This window comes from Rhodococcus sp. ACPA1, assembly GCF_002300195.1.
GTDB lineage: Bacteria > Actinomycetota > Actinomycetes > Mycobacteriales > Mycobacteriaceae > Rhodococcus_F > Rhodococcus_F opacus.
On sequence record NZ_NSDX01000008.1, the window covers coordinates 265,757 to 281,795 of the forward strand.

The window sequence follows — 16,039 nt, forward strand, 5'->3', positions numbered from 1 at the left end:
AGACCTCGACGTGCCTGCCGCTACCTTCGGCTGCCCCTGACCTGACCACGTTCTGCCGCCTGGATGAGCTCGGCCTGGTCGTGGTCGGCCCGCGTCTGGCAGTGGACTTCTTCGCGTACCCGCTCGGATCGGTCAACGGCGCACCCGATAGCGCAGGTGAAGCACCCGGTTGCCCTGAATCACCACGTCGGGATCCTCCAACAGGTGTTGCGCGTGGACCGACCCGAAGTAGCGCTTGCCGGACCCGAACACGACGGGTACGACGTCCATGCGCACCTCGTCGATCAGGCCTGCGGCAAGCACCTGGCCACCGACGTCGCCGGCGGCGACCTCGACGATGCGGTCACCCGCGAGCTCCTGCGCCTTGGCCACGGCTGCCTCGATGCCGTCGACGAAGTGGAACGGCGCCTCGGGGTCCCAGCCCTCGGGCTTCGGCCGGTGCGTCACGACGACCACGTGGTCGATCCCGCCCGGAGGCTTTCCGTCCCAGCCGTCGGTCATGTCGAAGACGTGGCGGCCGACGAGTGTCGCCCCGATCTGGTCCCAGTACGACCGGGTGTAGTCGTAGGACGTCTGCGACACCTTGATCTCACCGCTCTCGTCCAACGGGACGTCACCGCTGGACAACCAGTCGAACAGCGGTCCGGGCTGGTCATTCTCGTCCGCGATGAAGCCGTCCACCGACACCGAGCTGTACATGACCACCTTGCCCATGGGCGCTCCTCTACGTAGGGGTGCCCCAAATTTAGCGTGTCGTGAGCTGTCGCTCTTGTAAGAAATCAATCGGCCGGCATCGGCCAGCTGTCCAGCGCGTGGCCGGGATGTTCGCGCAGGAAACCTTGCCGTGCCCGCAAACCCGGGGGCGAGACCGCCAACGGCGCCGCCCGGGGCCTTTACTTCGCGATCCCGCCAGAGCACCCTGGCAGGTGATTTCGCATCCACTTTCGAACCACAGACCCGGGAGGTCCGTCGATGCGACCACACCCCTCGCTCGTCGCCGGCGCCGCGGTCGGAGTCGCGGGCGCGCTGCTGTTCGGGGCGCCGCCGGCCACCGCGGGACCGACCGAAACCGTCTTTCCTATTCCGGGCGCCGGGATCGGCTTCACAACAGACCTGAGAACTACAACCTAGGGCGTCAAAACCTTCCCGGGGTTCATGATACTTCGAGGGTCGAGTGCCTGCTTGATCTTCTTGTGCATGGCCATCACCGCCGTTGAAAGCTCATGCTCGAGGCCAGGAGCTTTCAACGTTCCAACCCCGTGTTCACCTGTGATGGTGCCACCAAGTCTGATGGCGACTGCCATGATCTGGTCGAAAGCCCGTCGGGCGCGCGTCTCCTGTCCGGTGTCTCCTGGCGTGGTCACGATCAGTGGGTGAAGGTTCCCGTCGCCAGCGTGTGCAATTGTCGCGATAAGGGTGTCGTTCGCCGCTGCGATCGATTCAACGGCGTCGAGCATTCGGGGAAGCTGGCTTTTCGGAACGCAGACGTCCTCGGTGAGGACATTCCCCAGGCGCTCGACGGCTGGGTATGCGAGCCTTCGCGCACTGAATAGGGCATCAGCTTCACCTTGATCCGTCGACTGAGCAGCCCAGGTCGAACCATTGGTACGAAAACAGGACAGGATCTCGCCGGCCTCGGCATCGGCTGCGGCCCCTTCAGCATCGGTGCGAGCGAGCAGGATGGTGTGTGCTTCATCTGACAAGCCCATCGATCTCCAACGATCGATGGCTTTGAGGCAGTTCTGGTCCATCAACTCGAGTGCGGACGGGGTGATTCCCGATTCGGCAATTGCCCGCACCGCATTGGCTGCGTCGACCATCGATGAGAAATATCCTACGACGGTCGTTTGGGGCTGTTGCTGGGGACGAAGACGAAGTGTCACTTCGGTGATGACTCCGAGTGTGCCCTCGGACCCGGTCATGAGGCCGACGAGGTCGTAGCCTGCGACGCCCTTCGCGGTGCGTCTGCCGAGTGTGACGAGGTCCCCGGTTCCGGTGACAACTTGCAGCGACAGGACGTAGTCCCGGGTGACCCCGTACTTCACGCAGCAGAGGCCACCGGCGTTGGTCGCGACATTGCCCCCGATGGTCGACCACTCTGCACTGGCGGGGTCGGGCGGATACCACAGGCCTTCGGCAGCACACGCGTGGGTGAGATCGTTATTCACCACCCCGGGCTCCACGACAGCCAGTCGCTCAAGCGGATTGATCTCGACGATTCGGTTCATTCGTTCCGTCGAGATGATGACACAGCCATCGAGTGCATTCGCACCACCAGCAAGTCCGGTGCCGGCTCCCCGCGTAACGACGGGAATACTTCTTTCGTAACAGACTTGAACGGCTTGCTGGATCTCCGCCACGGTCGTCGGGCGCACGAGTGCTGCGGGTCTGCCGCTGTTGGCCCAGCTTGCCTGGTCGCGCTCGTACGAGTTCAGAATTTCCTCGTCCGTTGTCGTGCAGGAATTCGGGAGTTCTGAACGGAGATCCGAGTAGTCGTCTTGTGCACTCGAGGTGCCAGGTGCTTCGTTCTTGCAAGCTGTCATTGCATTTCCTGTTGCGTATCGTGTTGTCAGTGACGGAGTCCTGGGGCTGCGCGATCGGTCGGTGGATGTCACGGCCGGATAGATCCCGGGTGTTGTGTTGGCCGTTGGTTGCAAAGATCCGGCCAAGGTCCGGACGTCACCGTCGATTGCTAATTCAGCGTGGGTAGCTAGTCTGACGGCCGGAACCGTTCGCGCAACCGGGAGCGCGGGTATGTGCTTGCTAGACTGATTAGCTCATCTCGGGCACAGGTTGATTCAGGGATGACCTGCCACAATCGCTCGATGAACCGGCGTGTTGTGAGTCTGGCTCTGTCAACTCGATCTGGCCCCACCTTGTCGGCTCGAGTTGGCCCCAGCCGACCCTTACTCGTGAGGGTGTGACGGCTTGAAGTGGCCCCACCCCGATGCGGTGAACTGGGCGTTCTGGGTTGGTCGAATGTCCGGGCTGGACGCCGCGACGTCGACGGTGTTGTCCGTCGCCGGCGTGGTCTCCGGTTAGCTCGCGGCTTGGGCTGCTGCCCTGGTTTGAGCGAGCCGGTAGCTGTCGGTGCCGGTTTCGATGATCGCGCCGCCGAAGGTGAGTCGGTCGACGATGGCCGCGCAGAGTCTCGGGTCGGTGAACGTCCGGGTCCAACCTGAAAATGACTGGTTGGACGCAATCGCCACGGAGTTCTTCTCCTCGCGTTCGGTCAAAACTTGGAACAACAACTCGGCACCGCGTTTGTCGAGTTCCATGTAGCCGAGCTCGTCAATGCAGAGCAGATCCACCCGCCCGTAGCGGGCGATGGTCTTGGCGAGCAGTTTCTCGTCGGCGGCCTCGACGAGTTCGTTGACCAGTTTCGTCGCCAGGGTGTAGCGGACCCGGAAGCCGGCCTCGGCGGCGGCGGTGCCCAAACCGATCAGCAGGTGCGATTTGCCGGTGCCGGAATCGCCGATCAAACACAACGGTTCGCCCTTGCGGACCCAGACGCAGCTGGCGAGGCTGTTGATGGTGGCCGGATTGACGTTGGGGTTGGCATCGAAGTCGAAGTCCGCCAACCATTTCTGGCGTGGGAATCCGGCGGCCTTGACCCGGCGGACGCTGCGGCGGCGGGCACGGTCGTCGCATTCGGCGAGCAGCAGGTCGGCGAGGAAGCCCTCGTAGGTCAGTTGCTCCTTGTGGGCGACGGTGAGCATGTCCTCGAACCGGGTGCGCACCGTCGGCAGCCGCAGATCACGGCAGGCCTGCTCGATCGCGGTGGCGGCGGCTTCGGGGGTGAGTCCACGCCGGCGCCGTGCGGCGGCCGGTGAGGTGGGGGTCGACCCGGTCATGATGATGCTCCTTCACGTGCAGAGACGGCGTCCGAGGAGGGTGGCGGCCGCCGCCGCAGCAACTCGTCGTAGGCGGCGACGGTGGGAAGCGGCCGCGAATCCGGTGGCAGCCCGGCGATCACCGCCTCCGGATCGGTCAACCTGCGTGCGGTCATCGACACCACCTTCGACGGTGCCGCCGCAACTGGGGTGACCGCGTCGTCGGGACGGTCGGCGGCGGCCTTGCGGGCCTCGACGGCCACCACGTCCGCGCAGGCGGCCCCGACAGCGACCGCGGCGCGGAGCCCGGAAGTCACATCCTCGTGTGCCATGTTCCGGTGCAGCAGCAGCACTTCGACGAGGGCGCGGGTGCCGTCGGCGTCCCCGTGCACCGATCGTGCCAGCGCCCAGAACGCCTCGTGGTCGGCGGTGAACGTCCCCGCCGCCCGCGCCTGGGACAGCGCGGTCGACCCCGGTAGCGCGCCGGGTTTGCGGGCGAGGACCTCGAGGTAGTGATCGAGCACCAAGGCCTGCGCGCCCTTGCGGGCGAGGCGGAGATGGCGGGCGACCTCCCGCCGGCCGTCGAAGATCACCACCTCACTGGCCCGCAGCGAGACCCGCACCTGCCGTCCGATCAGGTAGATCGGCACCGAATAGTGGCACTGGCGCACCGTGACCCGCGAATACCGGTCCACCCGCGGCGTCAACCACAGGCCGGGCTCGAACTCCTCGGCCGGGAGCGGCCGCAACAAGGGCCGTTCGGTGGCGAAGTCCTCCCCGACGGTCCGGATCCGGGTATCGATCCGCCGGCCGTCGTCCGCCCGATCCGCCGCCGCGAGGCGCGCGTTGAGCTCGTCCAGGGTGTCGACCTTCGGCACCGGGACCAGGTGGTTACGGCGGAAGCGCCCCACCTCACCCTCCACACCGCCCTTCTCGTGGGCGCCCTCGAGACCAGACAAGCAATAGAAGGAATCGAAGCCGTAGTGCGACCGGAACAGAATCCACCGATCCGACTCGGACCGGTTGCGCCCGAACAACACCCGACGCACCGCAGATCGCAGATTGTCGTACCGGATCTTGCCGGTCGGGACACCACCGATCGTGGCGAAGGCGATCACATGGCCCTCGATGAACGCCTCCTGCCCCTGCGAGGCGAATACTCGGTGCACCGCCTTGCCCGAGTGCGACAGCCGGAGGGTGAACAGGAAACACTTCGTCCGCACCCCGGCCAGATCGATCCACACATCTCCGAAATCGACCTCCGCCTCCGCACCGGGAAGATGGTCTTGCAGCACGAAGGCCGTCTCGGTTCCCCTCCCGGACTCGGCGACGATCTCCGGGCGTCGGCGGGCGACGTAGTCCCGCACCGACGAGTACGAGGCCTCGCAGCCGTGCTCGTCGACCAGCCTTGTCCAGATCCGTTTGGTCGTGTGCCTCTGCTTCCGCGGCGCGGTCAGGTCCGTGACCAGCATGTCATCGATCAACGTCTTGAACCGTTCGAGCTTCGCCGCGATCCGCACCGGCCTCTTGCGGGGAGGCGGAATCGGAGACTCCAAGGCCGCGCGCACCGTCCGACGATGCACACCATGGCGGTCCGCCAGCGCGCGGATCGACAAGCCCTCACACCGCGCATCGCGGCGGATGTCCTCGAAAAGCTGCACCCGAGACTCCAACCCGAACCCCTCACGGCCGGCGGTGTGGTCGGTCTCGATCATCGCGCCCACACCCGTCACCGGGATTCACACCGACGAAAACAGCCACCCCGGGCGTGTCGCGGTGGGGCCACTTCGAGCCGTCACACCCTCACCGGATAAGGGTCGACTGGGTCCAACTCAAGCCGCCCGACCGGGGCCACTTCAGACTGCCAGAGCCAGTGAGTCCGAAGCGGACGAGGATTTCCTCCGCGGGAGCGCCACCGTATGGTGCCCACATGATGGCGAATGCGATGATGAGGTCGGCCTCGGTGTCAGGATGTTTGCGTTTGCGTTGGGCTTTGATCCATGTGGCGTGACGCCCCTGGCGCCATTGACGGTACTGACGAGAGTTCATGGGATTTTCACACATCGAATCGGACGTCGGGAGGCCTTCGGAACTGTCGGCATTTTCGCCGCAGCGAGGGATATGCAGCGGCGTGCCCGTTGGCCCTTCTGACCGTGAAAATGCTTCTCGCACGCCGCCTCGTGTGCTCAGGTGACCTGCATTCCCGGCCACAGTCCGGAACGGAGGAGTTCTTCCTTGAGCAGTCGGGTCGTCACCTTGCCATATGCTGAGGTGGGCAAGGCAGCGACTACTTCGATGTGCTTGGGGACCTTGTACCGCACCATGTTCGCTCTGCACCAGGCCATCAGCTCATCGCTCGTTGCCGTTGAGTCCTGGCGAAGTACGCATAGCGCGTATCCGACCTCACCCCAGACTGGATCGGGGGCACCGACGACGCCGACCTGGGCGACATCGGGATGTTTGAGGATCTTCTCCTCCACCTCCCGGGGATCGATGTTCGAGCCACCCGAAATGAACATGTCGGATGCGCGGCCGGTGATGTAGAGCAAGCCGGACTCATCCTGGTAGCCGATGTCACCGGTGCGGAACCACCCGTTCCGAAACGCTCGCTGGTTGGCGAGGTCGTTCTCCAGGTAGCCAGAGAAGACGGCTGGTCCACAGACACAGATCTCGCCTCGCTGGCACGTGGGTTGTTCCCGCCCGTCGTCATCCTGGATGCTGATGGACATGCCAGTCCGCACATATCCGGCGGTCCCGATACCGTCGTGGGTCGGAGTTCGTCCGTGCAGATGCGGCGGCAGCACTGTGATGTTGCCGGTGACTTCACATAGGCCGTAGTACTGGACCAGCACCTCGCCGAGGACCGCGAGGGCCTCATGTTGGGCGTTCGACGCAATCGGAGCGCCGGCATAGATGACGTAGCGCAGGCTGTCGGATTGCGTTTCGCCGGGAACGTGGGCCTGCACGAGTTTGTTGAGGATCGTGGGCACAGTGAACAGCGTTGAGACTCCGAACTCTCCGATCAGTTCCCACGCCTCGACGACGTCCAGTGTGTCGCGCGGAGTGAGCACGATTGATGCACCGCGGGCGACGTGAGTCAGTACGTGGACGCCGGCGCCGTGCGAGAGCGGCGCGAGCACCAGTGTCGAGTCCGATTCCGTCAGATCGGGCATCAGATCGCAGATGTGATTGGTGATGACGAACGCCATTTGGTCGTGGTTGAGCACTGCAGCTTTGGGACGACCACTAGTTCCCGAGGTGAAGAAGTACCAGGCTGGTGTGCCGACATAGACCGGTGCATCTTCGATCTGTGCTGCACCCGAGTGTCGGTCGATGAGGTCGGCGACATGAATCGCGTCCACCGTTGCGAATGTGGGGTCGTCACCTACCGTCCAGATCGGGTAATCCTGTAGTGCGTTCGCGTGGTCACCGTAGCTCTGGTGACAGATCACAAGGTCAGGTGTGACGACCTCGCTCAGACTCGCAACATCTTCCGGTAGCAGCTTGCAGTTGGTGGGAACGATCACGGCGCCGACGCGCCACGTCGCGAACATCACCGTCAAGTAGTCCAGACAGTTCGGTGAGTGGATCATCACCACCGACCCCGATCCGAGCCCATTTTGGTGCAAGGCTTCGGACAGTGCCGACACCCGACGGTCGAGCTGAGCCCAGGTCCGTCCCACTTGCCCGCGGGCGATCGCTAAATTCTCCGGCAGCCGGCGGGCGGTCTGCGTCAGTAAGGTCGCGAGGTTCGTAGTCCGTTGGCGGACAATCGTGTTATCGATACGAGACGAGTCCATCGCTCCTACCATCTTTCCAATACGCTCGCGTAGTTCGCGACTGCAGTACCGCCCATATTGAAGACACCGCCGATGTCGGCGCCCGGCAGCTGAAAGGATCCGGCCTCCCCGGCGAGCTGCATCGCAGCGATCGCATGCATGGACACGCCTGTGGCGCCGATCGGGTGCCCCTTGGCTTTCAGTCCGCCGGACCGATTGACGGGCAGCTTCCCGTCGGCGACGGCTAGTCCTTCCTCGACGACGCGGTGGCCCTGTCCTGGCTCTGCCAATCCGAGCATCTCGTACTCGATTAATTCGGCGATCGTGAAGCAATCGTGCGTCTCGACAAAGTCGAGATCGAGCAATGCTGTTCCGGCCTGCCCGAGTGCTCGGTTCCAAGCGCGGCGCCCGCCCGCGAACTCGATCGGATCGCGTTTCGACAGTGGAAGGAAGTCGTTCTCGTGCACTCGAGATCGAAATCCGATTCGACGAGGTGCACTCGACGCTCGGTCGGCGCTGGTGATGACCAAAGCCGCCGCGCCGTCCGAAAGGAGTGAGCAGTCCGTGCGTCGCAGAGTCCCAGCGACATAGGGATTGTGGTCCGATACCTCGTTGCAGAAGTCGAATCCGAGGTCTTTGCGGATCTGAGCGAACGGATTCGTCACACCGTTGCGATGGTTCTTCGCCGCGATCGCCGCCATGGACCGATGCGGGTCTCCGTACCGTTCGGAGTAGGCGTCGACGATACTCGCGAAAACACCGGCAAATCCGCCGGTCACATCAGATTCCTCCGGGCGGTAGCATCCGGACAGTAGGATCTCGCCGGCGAGGGTGGTGGTCACCCCGGTCATCTTCTCGGCACCGATGACGAGGGCGACCTCTCCCCGGCCCGACTCAATGAAATCACACGCCGCGTAGACCGCTGCGCTGCCTGTTGCACAGGCGTTTTCGACTCGTGTCGAGGCGGTGTGGCGAAACTCCGGTACGGCGAGCGAAACCAGGGAACCGGGAAAGTCCTGCAGGGAGAAACCATTGTTGTAGACACCGACGAAGATGCCGTCGACGTCGGCCGCTGCCACTTGTGCATGCACGAGCGCATCAGGGACGACCGATCCGATCAACTCCGTCAGATCGAGATCGAGTTTTCCGAACTCCGTGTGGTTCCACCCGATGATCGATGGGTGTGTATACATAATGCTCCGATTCTGTGATGGTCTGTTAGACAGCCCGATCGATCGCGCCGGGGTCTGGCGCCGCGAGCTCATCGGCTAGGCGGCTACGGGAAGTTCCCACGGCATTGCATGGCTTCCGCAACCCGGCCGACGCCGATGGCATGAGCCGCTCGGCGCATGGTGATCGAGCGAAACTGGCTCAAGGCGAACACGGACTTGTACGCCGTTTGCATGACGTCCGACAATTTGAGCTGCACATCGAGGTCGCTCCACGAGTAGGACTGGACGTTCTGCACCCACTCCAGGTACGAGACGACCACACCACCGGCGTTGGCGAGGATGTCGGGGATGACGAGCGTTCCGCAATCCTCGAGCACGCGATCCGCTGCCGGTGTCACGGGACCGTTAGCGCCTTCTACGATGACTCGTGCGGAGACCATGTCGACGTTGGAGTCATTGATACTTCCCTCCAACGCCGCCGGTACCAGGACGTCGACATCCAGGCTCAGCAACTCCTCGCGCCTGAGTTCGTCACCTTGTTCGCTGTCGCGGACAGAGACGGCGCCGGACGCCATCTCGCTGATGAGCAGCTCAATGTCGAGCCCGTGCGCGCAGTACCTGCCTCCGCCGACGTCGGTCACAGCCACGACCTTCATACCCGCTTCTTGCAGGTAGAGCGCGGCCAGTGCGCCGACCTTGCCGAACCCTTCTACGGCAACCGTTCGCCCGTTCGGGTCGATGCCGTGGCTGTCGAGTGCCTCGAGGGTCGCGATCGCGACTCCGCGCGAGGTGGCGCCGGCCCGGCCGGAGGTGCCACCGATGCTGATCGGCTTGCCGGTGACCACCCCAGGAACCGAGTAGCCGGCGACCTGCGAGTAGGTGTCCATCATCCACGCCATTGTCTGCTCATCGGTGCCGACATCTGGTGCGGGGATGTCGATCTCGGGTCCAATGAAGGCCCGAATCTCACTCGTGAAACGTCGGGTCAGCCGTTCGCGTTCCGCGGCACTGAGCGTGGAGGGGTCAATCCGGATTCCTCCTTTCGCGCCACCGTACGGAACACCGACGACCGCGCATTTCCACGACATCCACATCGCTAGTGCCGTGACCTCGCCCAGGTCTACTACGGGATGGAACCGGATCCCGCCCTTCGCGGGTCCTCGCGCTGCATTGTGCTGTACACGAAATCCTTCGTAGACCTCCAACGAACCGTCGTCTCGCAGTAGGGGAACCGACACCATCAGAGATCGACGCGGCTCAGCGAGTACTTTATGGGTGCCTTCGTCCAGTTCGAGAAACTCGACGGCGTCCCGCAGCTGGGTCAGCGCCGCCCTTCGTATGTCGGACTTGGGGTGCCCTACTGCAGAAACGACCGGATGAACTGGCAAGCTATCTGTCTTCATATGATGACTTTCGATATCAAGCACACGGACGGATTGTCGTTCAATGGACACGGCCGGCTAGCTGAGAAGAGTGCTGTCCGGCAGGGACTCTCCAGCGAGATTCGCAAACTGCATGTGGAGATCACGCGGGGTCAGACCGACCATTTTCTCCTTGTCGAAATCCAAGAGGATGCGGCCCTCGTGCATCATCAGCAACCTGTCCGCCCGTTCGAGGGCGTGATTCATGTCGTGGGTGACCATCAATGTGGTGATGTTTTTGGACCGGACCAGTTCCTCGGTGATGTCACTGACTTTTCGAGCGCTGTTCGGGTCCAACGCAGCCAAGTGCTCGTCGAGCAGGAGCACGGCCGGGTCCCCGATGGAGGCCATCGTGATCGCCACAGCTTGGCGTTGCCCGCCTGACAGGGTGCCGGTCACCGTGGATAGCCTGTTCTCCAGACCCATTCCCAGCGGCTCGAGCAATTCGGCTGCCTTAGCACGAATCTGCGCACCACCAGCACGACGTAGACGGAAGCGCCTTTCGCGTCGTGCAACCGCGAGCGCAAAGTTGTCCTCGATGGTCAGCGGCGAGAGCATGTTGTGCTCAGGATTCTGGCGCACACGTGCGACGACGTGGACTCGCTTCCATGACGGCGAATAGGTGATGTCCGTTCCGCGCGCGTAGATCTTTCCGCATTCGGGGAGCGACGTTCCAGCTATGAGGGACAACAGACTTGACTTGCCGGCGCCATTGGAACCGAGGATGCCGACAACCACACCACGGTCGACGGAGAGTGACAGATCGTTCACAGCAGTGACCATCTGTTTGCCGGCTCCGACAAATCTCTTCGTACAACCCTCGACGACCAGGTCAGGCATTTCAGATGAGACTAGCAACGCGGTCCTCCTCGTAGAATTGGTTCTGTTCGGCCTGCCGACTCCTGCGCGAGCCACTGCCCGCCTTCTTGAAGCGGTGGAGATTGACTCGGGCTGCAATGATCACGATCACGATCAGGGCGACCAGTGCCTGCAGGTAGTTGGCATTCAGTCCCAAATCGAGCGCTGCGGAGACGACGATTCGGTAGACCAAGATTCCAAGGACCACGCTGATGAGGGTGGGCAGCACGCGACTGGAGTGCACGATGCTTCGTCCGATCATCACGGCGGCAAGGCCGATGACGATAATGCCATTCTGGATGGATACATCCATGAATCCCTGCTGCTGCACGACCAGCCCGCCACTGACACCGGCGAGACCGTTCGCGATCATGAGCCCGACCTTCTGGCGCTGCTCGGTTCGGATGCCGAGGCCGCGTGCAGTCTGGATGTTTTCGCCCGTTGCTCGCAGGGACAGACCGTACTCCGTCTTGAGGAACCAGTTCAGGCCCAGAGTGATCATGGCGGTGATCAGAAGGCCCATGAGCAGCAAGGCGGTCGAGGACGACAGGCCGAGATCGTGGGCCCAGGTGAATATCGTGTCCTGACCAAGCAAGGTGATGTTTCCGCTGTTCATAATGATCAGGCAGATCGAGTATGCCGCGGTTGTCATCACCAGTCCGGCGATGAGCACATTGAGCCTCAGCCGGAGATGCAAGAGCGCGGTTGCCAGTCCGGCGAGTGCGCCGCCTACGGCGCCAAGCACCAGGCTGAGCACCGGAGAGAGCCCCGAGACTATCGACTGTGCGGTAATAGCGCCACCGATTCCGAACGACCCTTGGAGGGTGAGGTCTGGAAGGCTCATCACGCCGATCGCGATGTAGATGCCCAAAGCGAGCGGTGCATACAAAAGCCCTATCTGGGCTCCCACTTGGATGATGTCAAGCATGGTTTGGCGTCCTCAGATCAGTACTTCTCGGTGGCTTTTTGCAGGATCGAGTCGGGGATCGTAAGCCCCAAATTCTTTGCCGTTGACAGATTGACCGCGTACCCGCTGATTGGCGGCAGAACGACGGGTGTGGTGGCAGGGTCAGCACCGGCGAGGATCGCGAGCGCGAGGTTACCCGCCTCTTTACCGACTTCCTTGTAGTCGTATGTGGCGGCGATGAGAGCACCCGCTTCGACAGCGCCGCTGGTGCCGCCAAACACGGGCAGTCCGATCTCGTTCGCAGCCTTGACCACGCCGCCGGCCGAGCCGATGACCGTCGTGTCTCCCGGGATCTGGACAGCCTCGGCTTTTCCTTGGAGAGAGCGCACTGCCTGGGTCACGTCAGCGGCGCTTTGGACCTGTGCGTCGACTGAGCGAATCCCCTTGCTGTCGAGGTAGCGTTTCGCATCTTGCGATTGGGAATCCCCGGACGCGTCGCCCAGCTTCCAGACGACACCCACGCTCGCTATCGAGGGATCGATCTCGAGCATGGCGTCGATCTCCTCGGTCACCGGCAGCGCGTCGGACACACCGGTCACATTCCCACCCGGCACGCTCGTCGACTCCACGAGACCGGCCTGTACCGGGGTGGACGAACCAGCGAACACCACGGGGATCTCGTCGGTCGCGTTCGCATGCAATTGTGCTGCGGCTGTACCTACAGGGATGAGGACATCACAACTCGAGCTGATGAACTGCTGGACGATGGTCGCCTCCGTTCCCGCGTCACCCTGAGGGTTCTTCACCTCCAGCTCGAGTCCGTTGCGTGTCGCGTCGCCCAGGGCTTCACGAAGCCCCTCCACAATTGATTCGGTGGGGGCAGCAGAAACATACTGATCGACACAGACCGTCTTGCCCGAGAACTCGCCACTGCCCGTGGTGGTGGAGTCCGTGCAGCCTGCGACGACTAAGGTCAGCAACGAGATACTCGTGGCCGCGATCAGGCGCGTGCTTTTCATGAACGGTACCTCTGGCTTCTAGTTTTTCGCTGAAAGGTTGTTGAGGACTTCGTCGAGAGAGAGCTGGACCGCCTCCACGGTCTGATCCAGCTGAGCTCTCGTGAAGGTGAATATCGGCGTCACACCGAATCGATCGCCCGACAGTCCGTCGCCGTTGTCGGTGAAGGTCGGGTTGACGAGAACGCCGCGCGAGCGGCACGCGGCCGCAACACGCTTGGAGATCGCCACCTCCTTGGCAAACGGGCGCTTGGTCGTACGGTCCGCGACCAGTTCGATTCCGAGGTGCATTCCAAGACCGTCGATTTCGCCAACGAGTGGATGCTCACCGAGCTGATCAACCATGTTCTTCTTCAGGTAGTCACCGTTAGTGGCCGCCTGTTGCACAAGGTCTTGATCTTGGAGGCAACGCAGGACAGCGAGCCCCACTGCGCACGAGAGAGGGTTGCCTCCGTAGGTGAATCCGTGCTCCCACTGCCCGGTTCCCTCGCTCACCGCCTCCCAGATCTTGCGACGAGCAATCACTGCGCCCAGGGGGGTGTACCCGCTGCCGATTCCTTTCCCGCTGGTGATCATGTCCGGGACAACTCCCCAGTGGTCGACAGCGAAGTTGCGTCCGGTCCTGCCCATTCCTGTCATGACCTCGTCGGCGATGAGCAGGATGTCGTGTTTGTCGCAAACCTCGCGCAGGCGCGGCCAGTAGTCCGGGGGTGGCGTTGTGCCCATTGATGCGGCGCCGACGACGGGCTCGGCGATGAACGCTGCGATCGAGTTCGAGCCCTGACTGGCGATCACTGACTCAAGCTCGGTCATTAGGTGATTTGTGCATGTTTCTCCAGCTGCGCATTGTTCGCAGCGGTACCGATACGGGGCGGAGACATGAGGGAACGGCACCAAGAGCGGCTCGTACTCGGCGCGACGCCCTCGATGCCCAGTCGCCGACAGTGCACCCAGAGTGTTGCCGTGGAAACCACGGTGACGTCCGATGACCTTCCACTTGTCCGGCTTGCCCGCCTCGACGAAGTACTTGCGAGCAAGTTTGATCGCGCTCTCGTTCGCTTCGGACCCACCCGAAGTGAACCGGACGTAGTCCAGGTCCCCAGGAGCGAAGTGGGCCACCTGAAATCCGAGCTCTTCCTGGGGCTGACTTGTGAAAGCGGCGGAGAAGCACGCCAGCGCGGCTTGCTCCTGCATTGCTGCGAGCACGCGCGGCACCGAGTAGCCCACATTGACGACAACGGATCCGCCTGCCGTCGCATCCAGGTACTTGTTTCCCTCTGTGTCCCAAATGTATTCGCCATATGTTCGATCAACCGAGGGCCATTGATTCTTGAGGTCTCGGTGGAAAACGCGGGTCTGGGTCACTCTCGGTGAGATCACAGTCTGTCTCCTCATGGTGGTGATTGGCGCGACGAGCAGCACCGCCACGCGGTGTGCGGAGCGTGTAAACCGGACGCTCCCGCGCTCCAACTCGCCATTGAGGACGAGTGAAGTGGTTCACAATCGCGGAGTCAAGGAGGCCGCATAAAACCCGAGGTTGAAGTTCCGCAATGTGGACTAATGTCGACGGTGTGGCGGCCCCGCGCCCCGGCTGTGCGCGGTCTTTATAGGGCGTATGGTGCATATATTGGCAGTGAAAGTCACTAGTAAGGGGTTTCATATTGCGAAATCACGAACTCGATGAAGCTGGGGAGCAGGGAGGCGCTGCCCTGCGTGGATCGCAGAGCGTCCGACGCGCGTTGGATTTACTCTCCCTGCTGGCATCGTGGGATCGATCGGGCGGTCTCTCGTTGTCCGCGATGGCCGACGAGTCGGGCCTGACCAGGCCGACCGTCCACAGGCTGGTAGCGGAACTTGTGAACGCCGGGTATGTGGAACAAGGCGACGACAAGCGGTACCGGTTAGGCACCCAAAGTCACACCGTCGGCAGAGCCGCGGAGCACAGACACGGGCTCAAACAGCAAACCCATGAATCGGTAGTACGGATAGCAAAGCTGTCGGAAGACTCCGCATTTGTATCGGTCCGAAGTGGCACACACTCCGTGTGCCTCCACCGTGAGGAAGGCGCCTGGCCAGTTCGGAGTCACGTGCTGCAGGCCGGCGACCGTCACCCCCTTGGTATCGGCGCTGCGGGACTGGCCTTGTTGGCTGCAGTCCCTCGCAACGTCGCGGCATCGCTGATCGCCGCGAACGAAGCTGAGATCCGACGGAGATACCCACAAATCACCCGCGCCTACCTGCTCGACAAGTACGACGAGACCCGGCAGAACGGTTTTGCCCTCAACCAAGGCATGGTCGTCCAAGACTCATGGGGCATAGCAGTTGTAGTCCCGGACGCAATGGGAGAACCCACGCTGTCACTGAGTATCGCGGCCGTGGCGTCACGAATGACTCCAGAGCGACAGCCTCGTCTGGTATCGATCTTGCGGGAGGAGGCTCGCCGAATAAACAACCAGATCAAAGCCTGATCCCCGCATAAGCCGTATCCACTTTCACACCAATCGGCGATCCTGCGGATGCCGAATTGCTTCATGGGGCGTACCTGTCTGGTGCTACAGTCGCTTCGACTGGCGGCTTGCCCCACAGTATCTGCCAGATTGTGGGTGGCGCCTTCGCGCTTCCCCGCACCGAGACGCACGCAGTCCTGCTTCCGTCGCCAGGGTCTAGGCGAGGTGCCCCGGTCGATGACTCTTGACGGTGACCTCGCCGCCACAGTGCTGGCCCACAGCACTGTGGCGGCGAGGTCGAAGGACGCCGTCGCTCCGGTGGCGGGGCCGTAGACCGCGAAGTGGTGCAGGAATTCCGCCGGTTCCATGGCACGCCAGGTCGGGGCGATCAAGGTCTGGCTGAGCGGGGCGCCGCCGACGACGGCCGTCGTGATGGCAACCGCGGCGGTGTCGATGGTGCGGGTTGCGTCCAAGAGCCGCTGGCCGACGAGAAAGAGTGATCCGTTTGGAGGCCAGGGCGATGGAGCGACTCCAAATCGGTTGCACCCGAATGGTTTGGGGGTGGTACGGGAGATTGACGATTGGTTCAGATGCTGGCTGCGCTCG

General features: G+C 62.7%; 13 protein-coding genes and 1 pseudogene. 3 read left to right on the plus strand and 11 right to left on the minus strand.

Annotated features, from left to right (window positions below):
- Positions 1 to 132: 132 nt before the first annotated feature.
- Positions 133 to 714, minus strand: coding sequence for a dihydrofolate reductase family protein (locus CJ177_RS34270; RefSeq protein WP_095869732.1), 582 nt, complete (start codon positions 712 to 714; stop codon positions 133 to 135).
- Positions 715 to 972: 258 nt separating this feature from the next.
- Between CJ177_RS34270 and CJ177_RS47620 the strand changes: the two genes are divergently transcribed.
- Complete coding sequence (locus tag CJ177_RS47620) at positions 973 to 1,131, plus strand: hypothetical protein (RefSeq protein ID WP_179443357.1); 159 nt, start codon at positions 973 to 975, stop codon at positions 1,129 to 1,131.
- Here the strand turns inward: CJ177_RS47620 and CJ177_RS34275 are convergent.
- From CJ177_RS34275 to CJ177_RS34325, 10 genes are all read right to left on the minus strand, one after another.
- Entirely contained in the window at positions 1,128 to 2,543 is a 1,416-nt protein-coding gene (locus CJ177_RS34275; protein WP_095869733.1) for an FAD-binding oxidoreductase, read from the minus strand. The two genes, CJ177_RS47620 and CJ177_RS34275, sit on opposite strands and share 4 nt — an antisense overlap.
- Positions 2,544 to 3,038: 495 nt before the next feature.
- Positions 3,039 to 3,854: an IS21-like element helper ATPase IstB gene (gene istB / locus CJ177_RS34280; RefSeq protein ID WP_005572465.1), complete on the minus strand. Its 816-nt coding sequence runs from the start codon at positions 3,852 to 3,854 to the stop codon at positions 3,039 to 3,041.
- On the minus strand, positions 3,851 to 5,506 hold the full coding sequence (gene istA / locus CJ177_RS34285; protein ID WP_043793220.1) for an IS21 family transposase: 1,656 nt from the start codon (positions 5,504 to 5,506) through the stop codon (positions 3,851 to 3,853). Before istA ends, istB begins: the two co-directional genes overlap by 4 nt.
- 513 nt (positions 5,507 to 6,019) lie before the next feature.
- The gene (locus CJ177_RS34295) at positions 6,020 to 7,645 is read right to left on the minus strand and encodes an AMP-binding protein (protein ID WP_095869735.1); all 1,626 of its coding nucleotides are present in this window, start codon (positions 7,643 to 7,645) and stop codon (positions 6,020 to 6,022) included.
- A complete protein-coding gene (locus CJ177_RS34300; protein ID WP_095869736.1) occupies positions 7,639 to 8,805 on the minus strand; it encodes an acetyl-CoA acetyltransferase in 1,167 nt (388 codons plus the stop codon). Before CJ177_RS34300 ends, CJ177_RS34295 begins: the two co-directional genes overlap by 7 nt.
- A gap of 83 nt (positions 8,806 to 8,888) precedes the next feature.
- Entirely contained in the window at positions 8,889 to 10,187 is a 1,299-nt protein-coding gene (locus CJ177_RS34305; RefSeq protein WP_095869737.1) for a Glu/Leu/Phe/Val dehydrogenase, read from the minus strand.
- A gap of 57 nt (positions 10,188 to 10,244) precedes the next feature.
- Positions 10,245 to 10,976, minus strand: coding sequence for an ABC transporter ATP-binding protein (locus tag CJ177_RS34310; protein ID WP_218835151.1), 732 nt, complete (start codon positions 10,974 to 10,976; stop codon positions 10,245 to 10,247).
- A 70-nt stretch (positions 10,977 to 11,046) separates the two neighbouring features.
- Entirely contained in the window at positions 11,047 to 11,991 is a 945-nt protein-coding gene (locus CJ177_RS34315; RefSeq protein WP_095869739.1) for an ABC transporter permease, read from the minus strand.
- A gap of 17 nt (positions 11,992 to 12,008) precedes the next feature.
- Positions 12,009 to 12,989: an ABC transporter substrate-binding protein gene (locus tag CJ177_RS34320; RefSeq protein WP_095869740.1), complete on the minus strand. Its 981-nt coding sequence runs from the start codon at positions 12,987 to 12,989 to the stop codon at positions 12,009 to 12,011.
- Between the two features lie 18 nt (positions 12,990 to 13,007).
- Positions 13,008 to 14,366, minus strand: a complete 1,359-nt coding sequence (locus CJ177_RS34325) for an aspartate aminotransferase family protein (RefSeq protein WP_218835152.1) — start codon at positions 14,364 to 14,366, stop codon at positions 13,008 to 13,010.
- A 281-nt stretch (positions 14,367 to 14,647) separates the two neighbouring features.
- Between CJ177_RS34325 and CJ177_RS48665 the strand changes: the two are divergent.
- A pseudogene (locus CJ177_RS48665) lies at positions 14,648 to 14,869 on the plus strand (helix-turn-helix domain-containing protein); the annotation flags it as partial.
- A 204-nt stretch (positions 14,870 to 15,073) separates the two neighbouring features.
- A complete protein-coding gene (locus CJ177_RS48670) occupies positions 15,074 to 15,454 on the plus strand; it encodes an IclR family transcriptional regulator C-terminal domain-containing protein (protein ID WP_257014846.1) in 381 nt (126 codons plus the stop codon).
- The last annotated feature ends 585 nt before the right edge of the window (positions 15,455 to 16,039 follow it).

What these genes read in the sequence shown, in the direction of transcription:
- CJ177_RS34270 (WP_095869732.1), bottom strand. Translation starts at nt 714, where the DNA reads ATGGGCAAGGTGGTCATGTACAGCTCGGTGTCGGTGGACGGCTTCATC.
- CJ177_RS34275 (WP_095869733.1), bottom strand. Translation starts at nt 2,543, where the DNA reads ATGACAGCTTGCAAGAACGAAGCACCTGGCACCTCGAGTGCACAAGAC.
- CJ177_RS34305 (WP_095869737.1), bottom strand. Translation starts at nt 10,187, where the DNA reads ATGAAGACAGATAGCTTGCCAGTTCATCCGGTCGTTTCTGCAGTAGGG.
- istB (WP_005572465.1), bottom strand. Translation starts at nt 3,854, where the DNA reads ATGACCGGGTCGACCCCCACCTCACCGGCCGCCGCACGGCGCCGGCGT.
- CJ177_RS34320 (WP_095869740.1), bottom strand. Translation starts at nt 12,989, where the DNA reads ATGAAAAGCACGCGCCTGATCGCGGCCACGAGTATCTCGTTGCTGACC.
- CJ177_RS34295 (WP_095869735.1), bottom strand. Translation starts at nt 7,645, where the DNA reads ATGGTAGGAGCGATGGACTCGTCTCGTATCGATAACACGATTGTCCGC.
- CJ177_RS34315 (WP_095869739.1), bottom strand. Translation starts at nt 11,991, where the DNA reads ATGCTTGACATCATCCAAGTGGGAGCCCAGATAGGGCTTTTGTATGCA.
- CJ177_RS47620 (WP_179443357.1), top strand. Translation starts at nt 973, where the DNA reads ATGCGACCACACCCCTCGCTCGTCGCCGGCGCCGCGGTCGGAGTCGCG.
- CJ177_RS34300 (WP_095869736.1), bottom strand. Translation starts at nt 8,805, where the DNA reads ATGTATACACACCCATCGATCATCGGGTGGAACCACACGGAGTTCGGA.